This is a genomic window from Streptomyces sp. GS7 (assembly GCF_009834125.1).
Taxonomy (GTDB): domain Bacteria; phylum Actinomycetota; class Actinomycetes; order Streptomycetales; family Streptomycetaceae; genus Streptomyces.
This window is the reverse complement of record NZ_CP047146.1, coordinates 2,147,266-2,168,135: the sequence shown is the minus strand read 5'-3', so window position 1 is coordinate 2,168,135 and position 20,870 is coordinate 2,147,266. Positions and strand designations below refer to the sequence as shown.

Genomic DNA, 20,870 nt, shown 5'->3' with positions numbered 1-20,870 from the left:
AAATGCGGGCCCGGCAACAGGCCCGGTACCGGTTACCGGATCAGGTAGATCGTGGCGAAGAGGCCGATCCAGACGACATCGACGAAGTGCCAGTAGTAGGACACGACGATGGCCGCGGTGGCCTGCGTGTGGGTGAACCTCTTGGCCGCGTACGTCCTGCCCAGGACCAGCAGGAAGGCGATCAGACCGCCCGTCACATGCAGTCCGTGGAAACCGGTGGTCAGGTAGAACACCGAGCCGTACGGGCCGGACGAGAGCGAAAGGCCCTCGTGCTTGACCAGCTCGGTGTACTCGAAGACCTGACCGCCGATGAAGATGGCACCCATGATGAAGGTGATCACGAACCAGGTCCGCAGCTTCTTGACGTCACCGCGCTCGGCGGCGAAAACGCCGAGCTGACACGTCAGCGAGCTGAGCACCAGGATCGTGGTGTTGGTCGCGGAGAACGGAAGATTCAGCGCATGGGCGGATTCCTTCCAATACGCCTCGCCCGTCACCGATCGAAGGGTGAAGTACATCGCGAAGAGGGCCGCGAAGAACATCAGCTCGGAACTCAGCCAGATGATGGTTCCGACGCTGGTGAGGTTCGGCCGATTGACCGACGGGTGCGCGTGCCCGGTTTCTACTGTCGTTGCTGTCGCCACGACCGACATTATGTCGGTCGCTTATCCCGCCCTCACTCCGGGGGGTGCCGTTCGGTGTGTCAAGGCCGTATGCCCTGCTCGTACGGACCTCCGCGGCGGTCGCCCGAAGGGGGGAAGCGTCCCCCGCGGCACCGCTCGCCGGCCCTGGAAGCCCCGGTCCTGACAGGCCGTCGGGCGCATCCCGGATGCGTCCGGCATCTCCTGCCGGGGCCCCGTCCGGGAGTAGCATCGCGCAACGGTTTGACCAAGCCGTACCGCTACGAAAGTGGAGGAACGATGCAGGCGACTGCCACGGTGCTGGTCTACAGCGACAACGCCAACACCCGCGAGCAGGTCCGGCTGGCGGCCGGGCGGCGGCCGGCCCCCGACGCCCCGGAGATCGAGATCCTGGAGTGCGCCACCGCACCGGCCGTCCTGGAGGCCCTGGAGCAGGGCGGCATCGACGTCTGCGTGCTGGACGGCGAGACCGCGCCGGCGGGCGGTATGGGCGTCTGCCGGCAGATCAAGGACGAGATCTTCCAGTGCCCTCCGGTGCTGCTGCTCATCGGCCGCCCGCAGGACGCCTGGCTGGCCACCTGGAGCCGCGCGGACGCCGCGGTGACCCATCCCGTCGACCCGGTGGCGTTCGCCGAGGCGCTGGCCGGGCTGCTGCGCCGCCGCAGTCTGGCGCAGGCCGTGGCGCCGGTCTGAGCGGGGCCCTGAGCGGCCGCTGAGCGGCCTTCAGAACTGCGGGCGCAGCCGGGCGTCAGCGGCGGGGTTCTGCTCCCGCTCGGCCGCGCCTGTGGTGGTGGAGGCCCTGTTCTTGAGGGCGCTGCCGTCCCGCCATTCCTTCCAGGGCATGTTCCAGTCGCCGAAGCCGTTGTCGAACGGCGTCATGGTGGCGCCGCCGCTGTTGACGACCTTGACGACGTCGCCGACCCGGACGGTGTTGAAGAACCACTGGGCGTTGCCGGTGGACATGCCGGTACAGCCGTGGCTGACGTTGGCCGCGCCCTGGGAGCCGACCGACCACGGGGCGGCGTGCACGTACTCCCCGCTCCAGGTCACCCGGGTGGCCCAGTAGACCGGCAGGTCGTAGGAGTCCGAACTTCCGGCGGCGATGCCCACGGTGGCACTGCGCATCCGTACGAAGCTCTCCTTGCCGAGCACGACCTTGACGCCGTTGCGGGTGGAGAAGCCGGGCTTGCCGGTGGTGACCGGGATGGTGTTGATCGACTTGCCGTTGCGCAGCACGGTCATCTGGTGCGCGGCGGCGTCGGTGACGGCCTCGACCCGGTCGCCGGTGGTGAGCCGTACGGGCTTGGCGGGGCCGCCGTAGAGCCCGCCGGAGATCTTCAGGCCGTCGAGGTTGCTGTGGACGGCGATGGTGGCGTGGGCGGGCCAGTACTCCTTGGGGCGGAAGTGCAGCTTCTTGCCGTCCACCCAGTGCCAGGAGCCCTCGACGCGCGGTGTGGAGTCGACCTTCAGGGCGCTCTCGACGACGGCCCGGGCCTTGGGGTCGGTGACCGGCTTGCTGAGTTCGGCGGTGACCGGCTGGCCGACGCCGTACTGGCCGCTCTGCGGGCCGAACTTGACGGTCAGCCGGTCGTCCGCGTCCTTGGTGTTGACCACCAGGGTCTTGCGGCCCGGGGTGCCGTCCTCCTCCTCGGTACTGACCTGCACCGAGTAGCGCGTGCCGGCGGCCAGCGGCGCGATGGTGCGCCAGTGCTTGCCGTCGGCGCTCAGCTCCCCCCGGACGTAGCGGCCGGTGGCGTCGGTGGCGGTCACGTCCGTGATACGCGCCTCGTCCCCTTTGACCGCGAGTTCGAGGGGCTTGTCGGGGTCCGCCTTCTTCCGTCCGTCGGCCGGGGTGTTGGCCGATATCTGGTCACTCGCGTCGTAGGGATCGGTCGAGAGCGTTTCCGACGCCGAGCCCCCGCACGCGGCAGTGCTCACCGCGAGGGGTACGAGCAGGAGGCCGCAGCTCAGCACCGTCCGGGTTCGAGGTCTGTGGTTCATGCCCCAAACGTACGAAGAGCCGCCCGTACCGGCGCGTTGGAAGACTCCAAACGGGTCTGTCCCGTGGGGCCGAACGGAGTGGGCCCGGACACCTGATGGGGTGTCCGGGCCCGGCCTTTCGGCGTGTCCGCCGCGCGCAGCGCGGAAGGTGCGTTACTGGGTGCGGTTCTCACCGCGGTAGTACTCGAACACCCAGCCCCAGAGGGCCACGAGGATCACCGGCAGGGAGAAGTACAGCAGCCAGAAGCCGAAGACCACTCCCATGAAGGCCAGCGCGCCGCCGATGCCCAGGAAGAGCGGCTGCCAGCTGTGCGGGCTGAAGAAGCCCAGCTCACCGGCGTCGTCCGCGACCTCGGCGTTCTCGTTGTCCTGTGCGCCCGCGTCGACCCGCCGGGCCGTGAAGGCCAGGTAGTAGCCGACCATGATGCACAGGCCGAAGGCGAGGAACAGCGCGGTGGTGCCCGCCGGCTCCTTCGACCAGACGCCATAGACGATCGCCATGGCCAGGACGAAGACGGAGAGCCAGATGAACATCTTGCCCTGGATCTTCACTTGCCCGCCTCCTTGCCGCCGGCCAGCGCCTTGTCACCCGCGTGGCCGTTGTGCAGCGCGTCCAGCGCCGCGATCTCCGGGTGGTGCAGGTCGAACGCCGGGGATTCGGACCGAATACGCGGCAGGGTGAGGAAGTTGTGCCGCGGCGGCGGGCAGGACGTCGCCCACTCCAGCGAGCGGCCGTAGCCCCAGGGGTCGTCGACCTCGATCTTCTCGCCGTACTTGGCGGTCTTCCAGACGTTGTAGAGGAACGGCAGGATCGACATGCCCAGCAGGAACGAGCTGATCGACGAGATGGTGTTCAGCGTGGTGAAGCCGTCGGCCGCGAGGTAGTCCGCGTAACGCCGGGGCATGCCCTCCGCGCCCAGCCAGTGCTGGACGAGGAACGTGCCGTGGAAGCCGACGAACAGCGTCCAGAACGTGATCTTGCCGAGCCGCTCGTCGAGCATCTTGCCGGTGAACTTCGGCCACCAGAAGTGGAATCCGGCGAACATCGCGAAGACGACCGTGCCGAACACGACGTAGTGGAAGTGCGCCACGACGAAGTACGAGTCGGAGATGTGGAAGTCCATCGGCGGCGAGGCCAGGATGACGCCGGTCAGACCACCGAAGGTGAAGGTGATCAGGAAGCCGATCGCCCAGAGCATCGGCGTCTCGAAGGACAGCGAGCCCTTCCACATCGTGCCGATCCAGTTGAAGAACTTCACACCGGTCGGAACCGCGATGAGGAACGTCATGAAGGAGAAGAACGGCAGCAGTACGCCGCCCGTCACATACATGTGGTGCGCCCACACCGTGACCGAGAGACCGGCGATGGAAATCGTCGCGGCGATCAGGCCGATGTAACCGAACATCGGCTTCCGGGAGAAGACCGGAATGACCTCGGAAATGATGCCGAAGAACGGCAGGGCAATGATGTACACCTCTGGATGGCCGAAGAACCAGAAGAGGTGTTGCCAGAGCAGTGCTCCACCATTTGCCGCGTCGAATACATGGGCACCGAATTTACGGTCCGCCTCCAGGGCGAACAGCGCGGCGGCCAGCACCGGGAAGGCGAGCAGGACCAGCACACCGGTCAGCAGCACGTTCCATACGAAGATCGGCATCCGGAACATCGTCATGCCGGGAGCACGCATGCAGATGATGGTGGTGATGAAGTTGACCGAACCGAGGATCGTGCCGAAGCCGGAGAAGGCCAGACCCATGATCCACATGTCGGCGCCGACGCCCGGCGAACGCACCGCGTCCGAGAGCGGCGAGTACGCGAACCAGCCGAAGTCGGCCGCACCCTGCGGGGTGAGGAAGCCGGCGACCGCGATGAGCGAGCCGAAGAGGTAGAGCCAGTAGGCGAACATGTTCAGCCGCGGGAACGCCACGTCGGGCGCGCCGATCTGCAGCGGCATGATCCAGTTCGCGAACCCGGCGAACAGCGGCGTCGCGAACATCAGCAGCATGATCGTGCCGTGCATCGTGAACGCCTGGTTGAACTGCTCGTTCGACATGATCTGCATGCCGGGACGGGCCAGTTCGGCGCGCATGAGGAGCGCCATGACGCCGCCGATGCAGAAGAAGGCGAACGACGTGGCCAGGTACATCGTGCCGATGGTCTTGTGGTCAGTGGTGGTGAGCCACTTGACCGCAGCGATACCGGGTTGCTTCTTGCGTACGGGCGGTGCTGCCGGAGCCGTATCGGCGGCGGCACCCTGAGGTTCGTTGAGGATGCTCACTGGTTCTTGGTCTCCGCATTCCTGGCGTGGTCAGTCTGCTTGATACCCGCCGGCAGATACCCGGTCTGACCCTTCGCCGCCAGGTCCTTCAGGTGCTGCCGGTACTGGGCAGGCGAAACGACCTTGACGTTGAAGAGCATCCGGGAGTGGTCGACACCACAGAGTTCGGCGCACTTGCCCTTGAACGTGCCCTCCTTGTTGGGGGTCACCTCGAAGACGTTGGTGTGCCCGGGGACGACGTCCATCTTCATCAGGAACGGCACCACCCAGAAGTCGTGGATGACGTCACGGGAGGTCAGGATGAACTGGACCGTCTCGCCCTTCGGCAGCCACAGCGTGGGGCCCGGGTTTCCGGTCTGCGGGTTGCGCGTGGCCGGGGTTCCCGTGTCGTAGACGCCGTCGGCGTTCGCCGGGGCACCCTTCTTCCACTTGTCCGGAATGGCCGCCAGCTCCGGAGAGTTGATGTTCGTGGTCGCGTTCTTGCCGCCCACGTTCTCCAGGTAGTTGAACGCCCAGCTCCACTGGAAGCCCACGACGTTGATGACGTGGTCCGGCTTCTTGGAGGTCTTGAGGAGTGCGCTCTCATCGCGCGCGGTGAAGTAGAAGAGCACCGCGATGATGATGAACGGGACGATGGTGTACAGCGCCTCGATCGGCATGTTGTACCGCGTCTGCGCAGGGACCTCCACCTTGGTCCTGCTACGGCGGTGGAAGATCACGCTCCAGATGATCAGGCCCCACACCAGCACGCCCGTTGCGAGGGCGGCGGCCCAGGAGCCCTGCCAAAGAGAGAGGATCCGCGGCGCCTCGTCGGTGACGGGCGTCGGCATGCCGAGGCGGGGGAAGTCCTTGTATGTGCAACCAGTCGCGGTCGCCAGGACCAGGCCCGCAGCAAGCACCTGCGGCAGCTTCCGCCGCATCGGGCGCCGCGACGAGCGGTCGGAGCCGTTGGGACTCACGTAGCGCCTTCCCGAGAGTCTCGCCCGCGCGGTCGGCTGCGGCCTTACTCGCTGGTCGGTCGCCGCCCTGCGTCGGGCAGGGGTTTGGATGTTTATGCGGACCAAACCCTACTGGACGCTATTTGGGGTCGCGCGGGGAGGGTGCCCAACGCGCCGCGCGGCACCCCTAAGGGGTGGCCGCGTGCTCCGCGGCCCGTCCGCCGGGGCTCCGATCAGCCGCCCCCACCAGGCATCTGACGGCCTGCCCGGCAGCGCGGCGGCCGGTGTTCTACCGTCTCGTACGTGCCCTACTTCGACGCCGCCTCGGCCGCCCCCCTGCACCCCGTCGCCCGGGAGGCTCTGCTCGCCTCGCTCGACGAGGGGTGGGCCGACCCGGTCCGCCTCTACCGCGAGGGGCGGCGGGCCCGGATGCTGCTGGACGCCGCGCGGGAGGCCGCCGCCGAGGCGGTGGGCTGCCGGCCCGACGAGTTGACGTTCACCCCTTCGGGGACGCACGCGCTGCATTCGGGCATCTTCGGCACGCTGGCGGCCCGCCGGCGTGCCGGCCGCCGGCTGGTGCACTCCGCCGTCGAACACTCCTCCGTCCTGCACGCCGCCGAGGTGCACGAGGCGGCCGGCGGGACGCTGACCGAGGTGGCGGTGGACCGTACGGGCCGGGTGGCGCCCGGGGAGGTCGCCGCGGCGCTGGGTGCGGACGCCGCGCTGGTCTGCCTCCAGTCCGCCAACCACGAGGTGGGGACCGAGCAGCCGGTGGAGGAGGTGGCGGCACTGTGCCGGGAGGCCGGGGTGCCGCTGCTGGTGGACGCGGCGCAGTCGCTGCCCTGGGGGACGGTGCCGGGCGCCTGGTCCGTGCTGGCGGCGAGCGCCCACAAGTGGGGCGGGCCGCCCGGGGTGGGGCTGCTGGCGGTCCGTAAGGGAACCCGGTTCTCGCCCCAGGGGCCGTTGGACGAGCGGGAGTCGGGCCGCAGCCCGGGGTTCGGGAACCTCCCGGCGGTGGTGGCCGCGGCGGCGTCCCTGCGCGCGCTGCGGGCGGCGGCGGAGTCCGGGCCGGACGAAGCGGCCCGGCTGCGGGGGCTGGTGGAGCGGATCCGGACGCGGGTGCCGGAACTGGTCCCGGACGTGGAGGTGGTCGGCGATCCGGTGCACCGGCTCCCCCATCTCGTCACCTTCTCCTGCCTCTACGTCGACGGGGAGGCCCTGCTGCACGAGCTGGACCGCTCGGGATTCTCCGTATCGTCCGGTTCGTCGTGTACGTCCAGCACGCTGACGCCCAGCCATGTGCTGCGCGCGATGGGCGTGCTGTCGGAGGGGAACGTCCGGGTCTCGCTGCCGTACGGCACCGTCGAGGCGGATGTGGAGCGGTTCCTGGAGGTGCTGCCGGAGGCGGTGCGGTCGGTCCGGGAGCGGTTCGGGGTGCCGGTGCGGGAGGAGCCCGCGGCGGCGGCAACGACAGCTGCGGAGACGGCGGGGGCGGCGGCGGAAGAGGAGCCGGGCGGGGTGGTGGTCGACGCGCTCGGCAGGCGCTGCCCGATTCCGGTCATCGAGCTGGCGAAGGCGATCGGCGGCGTGCCGGTCGGCGGGACCGTGACGGTGCTGTCGGACGACGAGGCGGCGCGGCAGGACATCCCGGCCTGGTGCGCGATGCGCGGCCAGGAGTACGTGGGCGAGGAGCCCGCGGAACGCGGCGCCGCATACGTGGTGCGGCGCCGCGGCTGACCCGGCGGCTCAGACCAGGTACTGCTGGACCTCGGCGGCGGCCTCGTGGCCGTACGCCTTGGTGAAGCGGTCCATGAAGTGGCTGCGGTGCAGCTCGTACTCCTGGGTGCCGACGGTCTCGATGACCAGCGTCGCCAGCATGCAGCCGATCTGGGCGGCGCGCTCCAGGTCGACGCCCCAGGCCAGACCGGCCAGGAAGCCGGCCCGGAAGGCGTCGCCGACGCCGGTCGGGTCGGCCTTGGTCTTCTCCTCGGGGACGCCGACCTCGATGACCGGCTCGCCGACCCGCTCGATACGGACGCCGTTGGAGCCGAGGGTGGTGACGCGCGTGCCGACCTTGGCGAGGATCTCCTCGGCGGTCCAGCCGGTCTTGGTCTCGATCAGCCCCGCCTCGTACTCGTTGTTGAAGAGGTAGGTGGCGCCCTCCATGAGGGTGCGGATGTTCTCGCCGTCCATGCGGGCGATCTGCTGCGAGAAGTCGGCGGCGAACGGGATTCCGCGGGTGCGGCACTCCTCGGTGTGCCGGATCATCGCCTCCGGGTCGTCCGCGCCGATCAGCACGAGGTCCAGTCCGCCGACCCGGTCGGCCACCGCCTGGAGCTCGATCAGCCGGGCCTCGCTCATGGCGCCGGTGTAGAAGGAGCCGATCTGGTTGTGGTCCGCGTCGGTCGTGCAGACGAAGCGGGCGGTGTGCAGGACCTCGGAGATGCGCACCGAGCGGGTGTCGACGCCGTGCCGGTCGAGCCAGGCGCGGTACTCCTCGAAGTCGGTGCCGGCGGCGCCGACCAGGACCGGCCTGATGCCGAGCTGGCCCATGCCGAAGCAGATGTTGGGGGCGACCCCGCCGCGGCGGACGTCGAGTTGGTCGACCAGGAAGGAGAGAGAGACGGTATGCAGCTGATCGGCGACCAACTGGTCGGCGAAGCGGCCGGGGAAGGTCATCAGGTGATCGGTGGCGATGGAGCCGGAGACTGCGATACGCACGGCGGGTCTGCTCCTGCGGAAGGCGTGAGGTTGGCGGACGGAGGGCAACGCTACCCGGCGGGTCGGCCTGCATCTGCCCATTCCAGGACACTCGGATCCGCCGAAACTACCCAATAGTAGGTCTTTCTCGTCGGACGTGGGGTGCGTACGGTTCCTCGTATGACCAAGCCTGTGAAAGCCGTCACACACCCCGGCCCCTCCGCCGCCTCGGTGCAGGAGCCGGAGTCGCTGGACCAGCTCCGCGGGGACTGCGCGCGGATGGCCGCGCACTGGACGGGCCGGCGGCGGTCCGCGCCCGCGCCGGGCCGGCCCTCCGACCTGCACGGGATCCGGGTCCCGGCGAAGTCTGCCGCACTCGTGGACGGGATGTCCGAGTACGGCGACTGAGGCGCACGGAACCGCCCGCGCCCCCGCTCCGTCCCATCGGCGTGCACCCCGCCCCGGGGTGGCACGTCAGATGTTCTGCGGAGCCGAAGGAGCGAAGCGGTGAACACCGAGGACAGTACGGATACCCCGGACACGCCGGACACCCCGGAAGCCACCGGTCGGCGGCGGACCCCGCTGGTGGTCGCCTCGGTGGCCGCCGCGGTCCTGCTGGCCGGCGGCGGCGCGGCGTACTGGGCCGCCTCCGCGGCCGGCGGCGCGGCCGGCCCGGCGGGGGCCCGCGCGCAGGGCAGTCCGCCGCCGCTCACGCTGGACGACCGCACGGGCGGCGCGGGGGGCTCGATAGCCGTCGGGGAGCCCGCCCCGGGCGGGGCGCACTACAAGGTGGTGGGCACACTGCCCGGGGGGCCGGGGTCCGCACCCGTGTACCGCCCGCAGGGCGAGGTCGACCGGCAGGCCGTGGAACGGCTGGCGAAGGCGCTGGATGTGACCGGAAAGGTCCGCTCGGAGGGTGCCACCTGGAAGGTCGGCGCGCTGCCCCAGGACACCCACGGTCCCAGCCTCGAAGTGAACAAGACCGGCTCGGGCGCCTGGACGTACCGGGTCACCCCGGGCCGGATGATGTGCCCGCTGCACATCTCGGGTGGCGCGGACGACACGGCCCCCACGGCGCCTGGCTGCCCCTCGTACCGCGGCGGCGCGGACACCGGGGCGACGGCGGGCGACGGCGGCGCGGTGTCGGAGGCGAAGGCCGAGGCGGCGGCGCGGCCGGTGCTGGCGGCGCTCGGCCAGCAGAACGCCCGGCTGGACGCGCGCGGGCTGGTCGGCGCGGTGCGGACGGTGCGGGCCGATCCGGTGGTCGGGGGGCTGCCGACGCTCGGCTGGCAGAGCGCGTTCCAGGTGGGCGCGGACGGCAGACTCGTGGGCGGCAGCGGGCAGTTGGCGCAGCCCGTCAAGGGCGCGGACTACCCCGTGCTGAGCGCGCAGAAGACGCTGGACCGGATGAACGCGCAGGGCGGCCGCACGCCGGCCGAGGTGACCGGCGCGGTCTTCGGGCTCTCGGCGCAGAACGCGGACGGCGGCCAGGTACTGGTCCCGTCGTGGCTGTACACGGTGCGCCGGGCGGACGCCGGGAAGGGGCAGGACGCGACCTCGACCCTGGCCCGGGTCGCGGTGGACCCGAAGTACCTGCGGCGGCCGGACGGCGGCCCGCAGCCGTCGGGGAAGCCCGGCCAGACGGCGATGCGGCTGGAGCGTTACTCCGCCGGCGGTGACGGCAGGACGCTGACCGTGCACTTCTGGGGCGGGGTGTGCAGCACCTACGAGGCGAGCGCCCAGGAGTCGGCCACGGCGGTGCGGATCACGGTCACCGGGAAGGACACGCACCCCGGCCAGATGTGCGTGAAGATCGCCAAGGACTTCACCAAGACGGTGACGCTGCGGCAGCCGCTGGACGGCCGGAAGGTCGTCGACGCGGCCTCGGGCGGCGCGGTGGCGGAGAAGCCGGAGACCCCGGAGAACACGGGGAACCCGGCGCAGTAGGCCGGGCCGGCGGCGGATACGGATACGCCACGGGCGGCGCTCCTTCGGCGAGCGCCGCCCGTGTGCGTCGTGGACCCGGGCCCCTTAGCTGAAGGAGTCGCCGCAGGCGCAGGAGCCGGTGGCGTTCGGGTTGTCGATCGTGAAGCCCTGCTTCTCGATGGTGTCGACGAAGTCGATGGAGGCGCCGCCCAGGTAGGGAGCGCTCATCCGGTCGGTGACGACCTTGACGCCGTCGAAGTCCTTGACGACGTCGCCGTCGAGCGAGCGCTCGTCGAAGAAGAGCTGGTAACGCAGGCCGGAGCAGCCGCCGGGCTGGACCGCCACCCGCAGCGCGAGGTCGTCCCGACCTTCCTGCTCCAGCAGGCTCCTGACCTTCGACGCCGCCGCGTCGGACAGGATGATGCCGTCGGTGACGGTGGTCTCGTCCTGAACGCTCATCTACATCTCTCCCGGGTTGTACGGACGGCTTGCCAGCGGTTGCCTACAGGTCCAACCGGTGGCTTCCCGGATTAATTCCGGCTGCGCGTGACGTGTTCTGCTCTTTCTTCATGCTCGCACACCGGCGCGCGGACGCGGCCTGCCGCCCGCGGCTCCTGGGCCGGAGGGCTGATGCGTCACATCGACACGATGGCCATCGTCAAAGTGACGTGAAGCGGCTATGATAGATAGCGTCAAATAGACGAAAAGGCATGTGCCAAAGAGCTGTCTGCAGAGAAGAGAGGGTGCGTGTCGTGACCACCGCCCAGCCCCTGGACGTCCAGCCGACCCCGCTGGCGCTGCTCCTCCTCGGCCGGGAGGCCGACCCGAAGAGCGAGCGCGGCGTGGAGTGTCCCGGCGATCTGCCGGCCCCCTCCGACCCCGACCTCGTCGAGCGCGCCCGCGCGGCCAAGGCGAAGCTCGGGGACCGGGTCTTCGTCCTCGGGCACCACTACCAGCGCGACGAGGTCATCGAGTTCGCGGACGTGACCGGCGACTCCTTCAAGCTCGCGCGGGACGCCGCGGCCCGGCCGGACGCCGAGTACATCGTCTTCTGCGGTGTGCACTTCATGGCCGAGTCCGCGGACATCCTCACCGGCGACGGCCAGCAGGTGATCCTCCCCGACCTGGCCGCGGGCTGCTCGATGGCCGACATGGCCACCGCCGAGCAGGTCGCCGAGTGCTGGGACGTGCTGACCGAGGCGGGCGTCGCCGAGCAGGTCGTGCCCGTCTCCTACATGAACTCCTCCGCGGACATCAAGGCGTTCACCGGCAAGCACGGCGGCACGATCTGCACCTCCTCGAACGCGAAGCGGGCGCTGGACTGGGCCTTCGCGCAGGGCTCGAAGGTCCTCTTCCTGCCGGACCAGCACCTGGGCCGCAACACCGCCGTACGGGACATGGGCATGTCCCTGGACGACTGCGTGGTCTACAACCCGCACAAGCCGAACGGCGGGCTGACCGCCGACGAGCTGCGGGCCGCGAAGATGATCCTGTGGCGCGGCCACTGCTCGGTGCACGGCCGCTTCTCGCTGGATTCGGTGAACGACGTCCGCGAGCGGATACCGGGCGTGAACGTCCTGGTCCACCCCGAGTGCAAGCACGAGGTCGTCGCGGCGGCGGACCAGGTCGGCTCGACGGAGTACATCATCAAGGCCCTGGAGGCCGCGCCCGCCGGTTCGAAGTGGGCGATCGGCACCGAGCTGAACCTCGTCCGCCGGCTGGCCAACCGTTTCGCCGCCGAGGACAAGGAAATCGTCTTCCTCGACAAGACGGTCTGCTTCTGCTCGACCATGAACCGCATCGACCTGCCGCACCTGGTCTGGGCGCTGGAGTCCCTGGCGGACGGCAAGGTCGTCAACCGCATCCAGGTCGACAGGGAGACCGAGAGCTTCGCCAAGCTGGCGCTGGAGCGGATGCTGGCGCTGCCGTAGCCGGCCGGGCGGCCGCCCCCCGAGGCACGTTCCGGTCAGTCCGTCCCGACCCGCTGCCGGGTCGGGCCGACCGTGATGCGGTGCGCGTCCCGCGGCGGGCTGCCGTCCGCGAGCCAGTCGCGGAAGGCCGCCGAGACCTCGTCCCACAGGCGGCGCGGGCCGAACTGCTCGGTCTCGTACGTCTCGTGGCCGGGGACGTACTCGACGGTGGCCCAGGACGTGCGGGCGTCGTCGAAGAGCCAGTAGGTGGCCTCGTCGCTGCCGTCGTCGGCGGGGTACAGGAGCGGCCAGGCGTCCCGTACGCGCAGGCCGACGGCGAAGCGGGCGTCGAGGTCGTTCTCCAGGACGCGGGGGTCGATGGCGGTGCGCCCGGTGTCGCCCCGTTCGCCGTGGTACCAGTCCTCGACGCGGCCGTACGAACGGCGCTGCTGCCGGGCCCACATGAAGGCCGGGCGACCCGAGAAGCCGCCGGTCGCCTCGCCGTCGTGGACGGTGAGGGTGGCGAAGGAGAAGGAGTGGAACGAGGAGCCCCACGGGGTGAGGATCGTTCCCTCGTCGGCGGTCTGGGCCACCCAGGCGTAGGGGATGTCGCGGACCGTGCAGGTGGCGATGACCCGGTCGTAGCGGGCCCGTTCCGGGACGCCGGCGAGGCCGTCGCCGCAGACCATGTGCGGGCGCAGACCGGCCCGTTGGAGGTTGCGGCGGGCGATGCCGTACAGGGCCCGGTCGGTCTCGACGGTCGTCGTGCGGTCCTCGCCGAGGCGGTGCGCGAGCCAGGCGGCGTGGTAGCCGGTACCGGTCCCGATCTCCAGAACCGCGTCCCCGTCCTGGACGATGTCGTCCATGGTCAGCATCAGGGAGGGCATGGAGGTCGAGCAGGTGGGGAAGCCGACCTGCCCGTCGTCCCGCCGCTCACCGTCGTTGTGCTGGGTGATCAGCGGCAGGTCCGCGTAGACCATGCGCCGCCACTCGCTCTCGTCGCGGGAACGGGAGACGGTGCGGCCCTCCACTTCGAACGTATCGGGGACGAAGTGGGCGCGGTCGACGGCGGCGACGGTCGGCGCCCAATCCGGCGTCAGGGCACCCTTGTTGCGCAGGATCTCCAGGAGCCGGCTCGGCGAGGACATGGCGGGCCGCCCGGCTACTTCTTCTTGGGCGGGTCGCTCACCGGCTTGTTCCACTGGCCGTCGGACTCTTTCGGGCTCTGCCGCTTGTCGCCGTCCCGGCCGTCCCTGCCGTCTCCGTGCTTACCCATGAAGTCCCCCTTCCGGGATGCGGATGCCTCCCGCGACGGCGGTACCCGGGGGCCGGGATCGCTAACCACGGGGCCGCGGGGCGGCGGAGATTCCTGGCCAGAGGTCATGCGGTGTCAACTGCCCCGGACGTTCAACGGTTACCCGGCAGCCGCATCCGGAAACGACGAGCCCCCGCGCCTCGCGGGGAGGCGGCGGGGGCTCGGTGCGCGCCGGTCGTCAGCGGGCCGGGGGCGTCACACCCCGGCCGGCTCCGGCTGCCGGTCGGTGTCGGCGGGCACCGGCGAGGTGCCGTCCTTCTCCGCCCGCTTCGCCGCCTTCTTCTTCGCCCGGCGCTCCTTGCGGAGTTCGATCATCGCGTAGAGCGTCGGGACGAGGAGGAGGGTGAGGAGGGTGGAGGTGATCAGGCCGCCGATGACCACGACAGCCAGCGGCTGGGAGATGAAGCCGCCGTCGCCGGTGATGGACATCGCCATCGGGAGCAGCGCCATGATCGTCGCCAGCGCCGTCATCAGGATGGGGCGGAGGCGGTGCCGGCCGCCCTCGATGACGGCCTCGACGACGCCGTAGCCCTGCGCGCGGTACTGGTTGATCAGGTCGATCAGCACGATGGCGTTGGTGACCACGATGCCGATGAGCATCAGCATGCCGATCATCGCCGGGACGCCGAGCGGGGTGCCGGTGGCGACCAGCAGGCCGATCGCGCCGGTGGCCGCGAACGGGATCGAGATCAGCAGGATCAGCGGCTGGATGATGGACTTGAAGGTGCCCACCAGCAGCATGAAGACGATCGCGATGGCCGCGAGCATGGCCAGGCCGAGCGAGGAGAAGGCGTCGGACTGGTCCTGCGAGACGCCGCCGATGGTCGCGGTGGCGCCGGACGGCAGCTTCAGGCTCTTGATCCTGCTCTGGAGCTGGGTGGAGACCGCGCCGGTGTTGTCGCCGGTGGGCTTGGCGGTGATGGTCGCCGAGCGGGCACCGTCGATACGGGTCATCTGGACGGGACCGGGGACGGTCTTGACGGTGGCGAGGTCGCCCAGCTTCGCCGTCCCGGCCGGGGTCGGGATCGGCAGGTCCCTCAACTGGGCCTCGGTGGTGGCCGGGTGGGCCGACTTGATCACCACGTCGCGCTCGGTGTCGTCCAGGACGGCCTTGCCGCTGGGCGTGCCGCCGACCGCCTGGGCGACGGCCGCGCCGAGGGTGGTCTGGTTGTAACCGGCCGCGGCGGCCCTGTCGTTGGGCGTGACGGAGATCCGCGGCACGCTCTGCGAGAGGTCGCTCTGGACGTCGGTGACGTGGTCGAGGCCCGCGACGGCCTTGCGGACCTGCTCTCCGGCCTGCTTGAGGACGGCGGGGTCGCCGGCCTTGACGACCACGCTCAGGTTCTGGTTGCCGAAGCCGGCGCCGCCCGCGGTGACGGTGGTGTCGCCGATGGACGGGCCGAGCCGGGCCAGGCCGGCCCGCAGGTCGTCGGTGACCTTGGCGGAGTCCGAGGCGTCCTTCAGCTTGACCTGGTAGCTGGCCTGGTTGGCGCCGGTGCCGCCGCCGAAGGCCGCCATCATGCCGGAGGAGCCGACGGTGACCTGGTAGTCCTTGACGCCCTTGGTGCCGGCGAGCAGTCGCTCGACCTTCCTGGCCTGGGTGTCGGCCGCGCCCAGGCTGGTACCGGGCTTCAGCTCCTGCTTGATGCTGAGGGTGTCCTGCTTGCCCTGGTCGAAGAAGTTGGTCTTCAGCAGCGGGCCCATGCCGAAGGTGCCGACGAGGATCACCACGGCGATCAGCAGGCTGGTGAAGCGGCGGCGGGTGGCGAAGCGCAGGACCGGGACGTACAGGCGCTGGAGCGGGCTGCGGGTCTCCTTCTCCTCGGCCGCGCGGCGCAGCTCCTCGGGGTCGGTGCCTTCGGGTATTTCAGGGGCGCGCAGGAACCAGTACGAGAGGACCGGCACCACCGTCAGGGAGACCAGCAGCGAGGACAGCAGCGCGACGGTGACGGTGATGGAGAAGGAGCCGAAGAGGGCGCCGACCATTCCGCCGACCACACCGATCGGGAGGAAGACCGCGACGGTGGTGAGGGTGGAGGAGGTGATCGCGCCGGAGACCTCCCTGACGGCGGTGAGGATGGCCTCGCGGCGCTCCTCGCCGTAGCCCAGGTGCCGCTTGATGTTCTCCAGGACGACGATCGAGTCGTCGACGACGCGGCCGATCGCGATGGTCAGCGCGCCGAGGGTGAGCATGTTGAGGGAGAGGTTCCCGGTCCACAGCACGATCAGCGTGATGACCACGGACAGCGGGATGGAGACCGCGGTGACCAGGGTCGAGCGCAGGCTGAGCAGGAAGACCAGGATCACGACCACGGCCATGGCCAGGCCGAGCAGGCCCTCGGTGGTCAGCGACTCGATGGACTTGGAGACCTGCGGGCCCTGGTCGGAGGCGATGGTGACGGTGGTGCCGGTGCCGAGGTCCTGGCGGATCTTGCCCAGCTTGCCCTTGACCGCGTCGGAGATGGCGACGGCGCTGCCGTCCTGGTTCATCGTCACGGTGACGGAGAGGCTGGGCCTGCCGTCGGTGCGGGTGATGGAGGTCGGGGTGGCCGACGTCTCCTGGACGGTGGCGACGTCACCGAGCCGGACCGCCTTGCCGCCCTGGCCGCCCTGGCCGCCGGCCATGCCGCCGGCGCCCGCGGACGGGGCGACCATCAGGTCCCTGATCTGCTGGACGGAGGTGAACCCGGCACCGACCTGGACCGTCCTGCTCTGCCCGTTCTCGGCGAAGGCGCCGGCCGGCACCGACGTACCGCCGGCCTGGAGGGCCTGGCCGAGCGCCGCGGGGTTCAGCCCGGCGGCGGCGAGCTTCTCGTTGTCGGGGGTGACCGCGACGATCCGGTTCTGGACCCCGCTGACGTTGACCTGGCCGACCCCGTCGATGTTCTTCAGGTCCGGGACGACGCTGCGGTTGAGCTGGTCGGCGAGCGTCTGCTGGTCCTTCGACGAGGACGAGACGGCGAGGACGACGGTGGGCAGGTCGTCCGTACCGCCCGACACCACCTGCGGGTCGACGTCCTTGGGCAGTTTCGCACGGGCCCGGTTGACGGCCTGCTGGACGTCGGCGACGAGAGTCTTGGAGTCGTTGCCGTAGTCGAACTGCGCCATGATGACGCCGGAGCCCTCGCTCGACGTCGAGGTGACGCTCTTGATGCCGTTGACCGCCTGGATGCCGTTCTCCAGCGGCTCGATCACCTGCTTCTCGACGACATCGGGCGACGCACCCTGGTAGGGCGCGATCACGGACACCATCGGCAGGTCGATGGACGGCAGGAGCTGCTGTTTGAGCTGCGGGATCGCGATGGCGCCGAAGGCGATCGCGACGATCGACATCAGCGCTATCAGGCCCCGTTGTACGAGGCTGATTCGGGACAGCCAGGACATGGGTGGGGTCTCTCTTCTGTTCAGAAAAGTCCGGGGAGGTCGGACGACGTCGGCGGGGCCCTCGCGGACCCGGGGGAAGGGCCGGCACCGGCCCACCTACACCCTCCGCCACGACCAGGCCGGTTTTCCTCGCTCGCAGGTCGGTTTCCGGTCAGCGGCCGTACCGCGTTCGGAGTACGGACCGCTCCACCCTCACTGCACCCGTGGGCGTACGAGTCCCGACTCGTAGGCGATGACCACCAGCTGGGCGCGGTCGCGGGCGCCGAGCTTGGCCATCGCGCGGTTGACGTGCGTCTTGACGGTGAGCGGGCTGACCTCCAGCTGCTCGGCGATCTCGTCGTTGGACAGCCCGCCGGCCACCAGGACCAGCACCTCGCGCTCCCGTCCGGTGAGCGTGGCCAGCCGCTCGAAGCCCGGTCCCGCGGGGCCCTCCTCGCCCGAACCGTCGCCCTGCGCAAGGAACTTGGCGATCAGTCCCTTGGTCGCCGCGGGGGACAGCAGCGCCTCCCCGGCCGCCGCGACCCGGATCGCGCCCAGCATCTCGTCCGGTTCGGCGCCCTTGCCGAGGAAGCCGCTGGCCCCGGCCCGCAGCGACTGGATGACGTAGTCGTCGACCTCGAAGGTGGTCAGGATGACCACCCGGACACCGGTCAGCTCCGGGTCCTGGCTGATCATGCGGGTGGCGGCCAGGCCGTCGGTACCGGGCATCCGGATGTCCATCAGGACGACGTCGGGGCGCGCCGCGCGCGTCAGCTCGTACGCCTGCGCGCCGTCGGACGCCTCCCCCACCACCGTCATGTCGGGTTCGGAGTCGACCAGGATGCGGAACGCGCTGCGCAGCAGCGTCTGGTCGTCGGCCAGCAGCACCTTGATCGTCATGGCGTCGCCCTCGTGGTCATGTCGTCTCGCCCGCGCGGGCGCCGTTCAGTGGCAGGGTGACCCGCACCTGGAAGCCGCCGGTCGGGCGCGGTCCGGTGACGACCGTGCCGCGCAGCGCGAAGACCCGCTCGCGCATCCCGATCAGACCATGGCCGCCGCCGCTGCCGTGCGGCTCCCCCTCGTCGCCCGCCGCACCCGCCACGCCGCCGGTGCCGTCGTCGTGGACGGTCACGGTCAGCGCGCTCTGCGAGCGGACGATCCGCACCGCGGCGCGGGCGCCCTCGCCGGCGTGCTTGCGGACGTTGGTCAGCGCCTCCTGCACGACCCGGTAGGCGGTGAGGTCCACGGAGGCGGGCAGGGGGTGCGGCGATGTCGCTACAGCGCGAAGCGCTTCCGCTCGGGGCGGCGGCGGGCCGGGGGCACCCCCACCAAGCGGTAGCTGGGGGAGGGCGGGCGGCAGCTCCAGGTCCACGGGAAGGCCGGCGCGGACGAAGCCGTCGATCAGCTGGTCCAGGACGCCGAGGCCCGGCGCGGGCTCGGTCGGCGCCTTCGGGTCGTCGGACTGGCGCAACAGGCCGACCGTGGCACGGAGTTCCTCCAGCGCCGAGCGGGACGCCTCGCGGACGTGGGCGAGGGCCTGCTTGGCCTGGTCGGGGCGGTTGTCCATGACGTGCGAGGCGACCCCGGCCTGGACGTTGACCAGGGCGATGTGGTGGGCGACGACGTCGTGCAGCTCGCGGGCGATGCGCAGCCGCTCCTCGGCGACCCGGCGGCGGGCCTCCTCCTCGCGGGTGCGCTCGGCGCGTTCGGCGCGCTCGCGGATGGCGTCCACGTACGCCCGCCGGCTGCGGACCGCGTCACCGGCCGCCGCCGCCATGCCCGTCCAGGCGAAGATCGCGAGGTTCTCCTGGGCGTACCAGGGCCGGTGCCCGAAGAACATCGCGGCGGCGGTCAGCACGACGACGGTCAGCGCGCCGACCCGCCAGGTGGTGGGCCGGTCGGTCCGGGACGCCAGGGTGAACAGCGCGATCACCGCGGAACCGGCCACCGGGACGCGCGGCTCGCTGGACTGCGCGAGGATCTCGACGACGGTCAGCCCGCAGGTCGCGGCCAGGACCGTACGGGGCATCCGGCGGCGCAGCACCAGCGCGCCGGAGGCGAGGGCGGCCAGCACCACGGTCGTGGCCGTCAGGTGGCGCAGGCCGAAGCCGGGGAAGTGCGGGCCGTGCGCACCGTGCGGCGCGGCCACCGCCCCGCACAGGATCGCCGCGAACGCCACCACCGCCACGGCGACGTCGACCGCGAGCGCATGCGTCCGGTGCCACTGGCGCAGCCGCGCGACCCGGGTGGCGTCCGGGATGCCGCTCGCCGCACCGCAGCGCGCCGGACCGCCACTCGCGGCGGGGGCGGGGGCGGGGGCGGGCGACGGGCTGGCGGTCACAAGAGGAAACGGTAGCGCCCCGGTCCCCCTGAGGGGCCGGGGCGCTGTCCGTAGTGCGCTGGGGTGGAGCTGCCGGGCGGCCGGTCAGCCCGGGATCAGGCCGTCGTCGCTGAGCATCTCGCGGACCTCGGCGAGCGTGGCGTCCGGGCCCGGCAGGATCAACTCGGAGGGCTCCAGGGCATCGTCCGGAAGCGGGGTGCCCAGGCGGCGGACCGCGTCCAGCAGTGCCGCGAGGGTGCGCCGGAAGCCGGTCTCGTCGCCGCTCTCCATCTCGTCGAGCAGTTCGTCGTCCAGTTTGTTGAGCTCGATGAAGTGGGAGTCGTCCAACTTCACCTGGCCCTCCCCCATGATCCGTACGATCACGACGGTCTCCCTCGGTGCGGTCCGGCGGTACCGGCGGCGGTCGCTGCGGCGATCAACAACGTGATCGCCGGGAGGCTGACCGCCGCCGTCCCTCACTGCTTGTCGAGACGCGGGTGCTCCTGCTGCGGGGTCTGCTGGGCGGCGCCGCCCGGGCCGCCCTCGATGGCCTGCTGCTGGGCGGACGGGCCGCCCGCCAGCTCGGCCTTCATGCGCTGCAGCTCCAGCTCGACGTCGCTGCCGCCGGACAGCCGGTCCAGCTCGGCGGTGATGTCGTCCTTGGCCATGCCGGTCGGGTCGTCCAGCGCGCCGGAGGCCATCAGCTCGTCGATGGCACCGGCCCTGGCCTGGAGCTGCGCGGTCCGGTCCTCGGCGCGCTGGATCGCCAGGCCGACGTCGCCCATCTCCTCGGAGATGCCGGAGAACGCCTCGCCGATCCGGGTCTGCGCCTGGGCCGCCGTGTACGTGGCCTTGATCGTCTCCTTCTTCGTCCGGAAGGCGTCGACCTTGGCCTGCAGCCGCTGCGCGGCGAGCGTGAGCTTCTCCTCCTCGCCCTGGAGCGTCTGGTGCTGCGTCTCCAGGTCGGTGACCTGCTGCTGCAGCGCGCTGCGCCGGGTCAGCGCCTCGCGGGCCAGGTCCTCGCGGCCGAGCGCCAGCGCCTTGCGGCCCTGGTCCTCCAGCTTGGCGGACTGGCCCTGGAGCTGGTTGAGCTGCAGCTCCAGGCGCTTGCGGGAGGTCGCCACGTCGGCGACGCCGCGGCGTACCTTCTGCAGCAGTTCGAGCTGCTTCTGGTACGAGTAGTCGAGGGTCTCGCGCGGGTCTTCGGCCCGGTCAAGGGCCTTGTTGGCCTTCGCGCGGAAGATCATCCCCATCCGCTTCATGACACCATCGCTCATGGGCCTCGCGCGCCCCCTTCTGACCGACTTGCATCGGGCTTAGGCTCCAGCACATCTACAGACCCCACAGTACGGGCCTTGGTTCCATTACCGCACTGTTCGGGCCCGGATGCGCTCCTCCTCCAGGACGATCAGACCGTCCGGCTTCTCCCGCCCAGGGAGTAGGGCGAGCCCGGGGAATCCGTGCGACGCCCGGCCCG

At 70.7% G+C, this 20,870-nt stretch carries 18 protein-coding genes; 5 read left to right on the top strand and 13 right to left on the bottom strand.

Features of this window, described 5'->3' with window-relative positions; translation table 11 throughout:
- Positions 1 to 32: 32 nt before the first annotated feature.
- Entirely contained in the window at positions 33 to 653 is a 621-nt protein-coding gene (ctaE, locus tag GR130_RS09330; protein ID WP_159504260.1) for an aa3-type cytochrome oxidase subunit III, read from the bottom strand.
- A 267-nt stretch (positions 654 to 920) separates the two neighbouring features.
- Between ctaE and GR130_RS09325 the strand changes: the two genes are divergently transcribed.
- Positions 921 to 1,334: a hypothetical protein gene (locus GR130_RS09325; RefSeq protein ID WP_159504259.1), complete on the top strand. Its 414-nt coding sequence runs from the start codon at positions 921 to 923 to the stop codon at positions 1,332 to 1,334.
- Between the two features lie 30 nt (positions 1,335 to 1,364).
- Here GR130_RS09325 and GR130_RS09320 read toward each other — a convergent pair whose 3' ends face one another.
- The 4 genes from GR130_RS09320 to ctaC form a co-directional block, all read right to left on the bottom strand.
- Positions 1,365 to 2,642 carry a L,D-transpeptidase gene (locus GR130_RS09320; protein WP_236572961.1) on the bottom strand — a complete coding sequence of 426 codons (1,278 nt, stop codon included), beginning with the start codon at positions 2,640 to 2,642 and terminating at the stop codon, positions 1,365 to 1,367.
- Between the two features lie 153 nt (positions 2,643 to 2,795).
- Positions 2,796 to 3,194, bottom strand: a complete 399-nt coding sequence (locus GR130_RS09315; protein WP_159504258.1) for a cytochrome c oxidase subunit 4 — start codon at positions 3,192 to 3,194, stop codon at positions 2,796 to 2,798.
- Positions 3,191 to 4,921 (bottom strand): aa3-type cytochrome oxidase subunit I, encoded by a 1,731-nt coding sequence (gene ctaD / locus GR130_RS09310; protein ID WP_159504257.1) that lies wholly within the window; start codon positions 4,919 to 4,921, stop codon positions 3,191 to 3,193. The genes GR130_RS09315 and ctaD overlap by 4 nt, the downstream gene beginning before the upstream one ends.
- Complete coding sequence (gene ctaC / locus GR130_RS09305) at positions 4,918 to 5,880, bottom strand: aa3-type cytochrome oxidase subunit II (protein ID WP_159504256.1); 963 nt, start codon at positions 5,878 to 5,880, stop codon at positions 4,918 to 4,920. Before ctaC ends, ctaD begins: the two co-directional genes overlap by 4 nt.
- Before the next feature lie 282 nt (positions 5,881 to 6,162).
- Between ctaC and GR130_RS09300 the strand changes: the two genes are divergently transcribed.
- On the top strand, positions 6,163 to 7,596 hold the full coding sequence (locus GR130_RS09300) for a cysteine desulfurase/sulfurtransferase TusA family protein (RefSeq protein ID WP_159504255.1): 1,434 nt from the start codon (positions 6,163 to 6,165) through the stop codon (positions 7,594 to 7,596).
- Positions 7,597 to 7,605: 9 nt separating this feature from the next.
- Here the strand turns inward: GR130_RS09300 and GR130_RS09295 are convergent, their stop codons facing one another.
- Complete coding sequence (locus tag GR130_RS09295; protein ID WP_159504254.1) at positions 7,606 to 8,580, bottom strand: carbohydrate kinase family protein; 975 nt, start codon at positions 8,578 to 8,580, stop codon at positions 7,606 to 7,608.
- Between the two features lie 159 nt (positions 8,581 to 8,739).
- Here GR130_RS09295 and GR130_RS09290 point away from each other — a divergent pair, with 159 nt between their 5' ends.
- Together GR130_RS09290 and GR130_RS09285 are read left to right on the top strand one after the other, a co-directional pair.
- Complete coding sequence (locus GR130_RS09290) at positions 8,740 to 8,967, top strand: hypothetical protein (protein ID WP_159504253.1); 228 nt, start codon at positions 8,740 to 8,742, stop codon at positions 8,965 to 8,967.
- Positions 8,968 to 9,066: 99 nt separating this feature from the next.
- Entirely contained in the window at positions 9,067 to 10,506 is a 1,440-nt protein-coding gene (locus tag GR130_RS09285; protein WP_159504252.1) for a hypothetical protein, read from the top strand.
- An 84-nt stretch (positions 10,507 to 10,590) separates the two neighbouring features.
- Here the strand turns inward: GR130_RS09285 and GR130_RS09280 are convergent, their stop codons facing one another.
- A complete protein-coding gene (locus tag GR130_RS09280; protein WP_159504251.1) occupies positions 10,591 to 10,944 on the bottom strand; it encodes a HesB/IscA family protein in 354 nt (117 codons plus the stop codon).
- A gap of 293 nt (positions 10,945 to 11,237) precedes the next feature.
- Between GR130_RS09280 and nadA the strand changes: the two genes are divergently transcribed.
- Entirely contained in the window at positions 11,238 to 12,416 is a 1,179-nt protein-coding gene (nadA, locus tag GR130_RS09275; protein WP_201304848.1) for a quinolinate synthase NadA, read from the top strand.
- A gap of 35 nt (positions 12,417 to 12,451) precedes the next feature.
- On the opposite strand, the gene GR130_RS09270 is transcribed toward nadA, so the two are convergent.
- The 6 genes from GR130_RS09270 to GR130_RS09245 form a co-directional block, all read right to left on the bottom strand.
- Entirely contained in the window at positions 12,452 to 13,543 is a 1,092-nt protein-coding gene (locus GR130_RS09270) for a methyltransferase domain-containing protein (protein WP_159504249.1), read from the bottom strand.
- A gap of 362 nt (positions 13,544 to 13,905) precedes the next feature.
- Entirely contained in the window at positions 13,906 to 17,094 is a 3,189-nt protein-coding gene (locus GR130_RS09265; RefSeq protein WP_159504248.1) for an efflux RND transporter permease subunit, read from the bottom strand.
- Positions 17,095 to 17,286: 192 nt separating this feature from the next.
- Positions 17,287 to 17,973, bottom strand: a complete 687-nt coding sequence (locus GR130_RS09260) for a response regulator (RefSeq protein ID WP_159504247.1) — start codon at positions 17,971 to 17,973, stop codon at positions 17,287 to 17,289.
- Positions 17,974 to 17,989: 16 nt separating this feature from the next.
- A complete protein-coding gene (locus tag GR130_RS09255) occupies positions 17,990 to 19,333 on the bottom strand; it encodes a sensor histidine kinase (RefSeq protein WP_236573935.1) in 1,344 nt (447 codons plus the stop codon).
- Between the two features lie 165 nt (positions 19,334 to 19,498).
- Positions 19,499 to 19,777, bottom strand: coding sequence for a PspA-associated protein PspAA (pspAA, locus tag GR130_RS09250; protein WP_159504245.1), 279 nt, complete (start codon positions 19,775 to 19,777; stop codon positions 19,499 to 19,501).
- A 92-nt stretch (positions 19,778 to 19,869) separates the two neighbouring features.
- Positions 19,870 to 20,670 carry a PspA/IM30 family protein gene (locus GR130_RS09245; protein WP_159504244.1) on the bottom strand — a complete coding sequence of 267 codons (801 nt, stop codon included), beginning with the start codon at positions 20,668 to 20,670 and terminating at the stop codon, positions 19,870 to 19,872.
- Positions 20,671 to 20,870: the final 200 nt, after the last annotated feature.

Coding starts and splice junctions, on each gene's coding strand:
- GR130_RS09270 (WP_159504249.1), bottom strand. CDS start 13,543: ATGTCCTCGCCGAGCCGGCTCCTGGAGATCCTGCGCAACAAGGGTGCC.
- GR130_RS09265 (WP_159504248.1), bottom strand. CDS start 17,094: ATGTCCTGGCTGTCCCGAATCAGCCTCGTACAACGGGGCCTGATAGCG.
- GR130_RS09325 (WP_159504259.1), top strand. CDS start 921: ATGCAGGCGACTGCCACGGTGCTGGTCTACAGCGACAACGCCAACACC.
- GR130_RS09260 (WP_159504247.1), bottom strand. CDS start 17,973: ATGACGATCAAGGTGCTGCTGGCCGACGACCAGACGCTGCTGCGCAGC.
- GR130_RS09320 (WP_236572961.1), bottom strand. CDS start 2,642: ATGAACCACAGACCTCGAACCCGGACGGTGCTGAGCTGCGGCCTCCTG.
- ctaE (WP_159504260.1), bottom strand. CDS start 653: ATGTCGGTCGTGGCGACAGCAACGACAGTAGAAACCGGGCACGCGCAC.
- GR130_RS09280 (WP_159504251.1), bottom strand. CDS start 10,944: ATGAGCGTTCAGGACGAGACCACCGTCACCGACGGCATCATCCTGTCC.
- GR130_RS09290 (WP_159504253.1), top strand. CDS start 8,740: ATGACCAAGCCTGTGAAAGCCGTCACACACCCCGGCCCCTCCGCCGCC.
- GR130_RS09245 (WP_159504244.1), bottom strand. CDS start 20,670: ATGAGCGATGGTGTCATGAAGCGGATGGGGATGATCTTCCGCGCGAAG.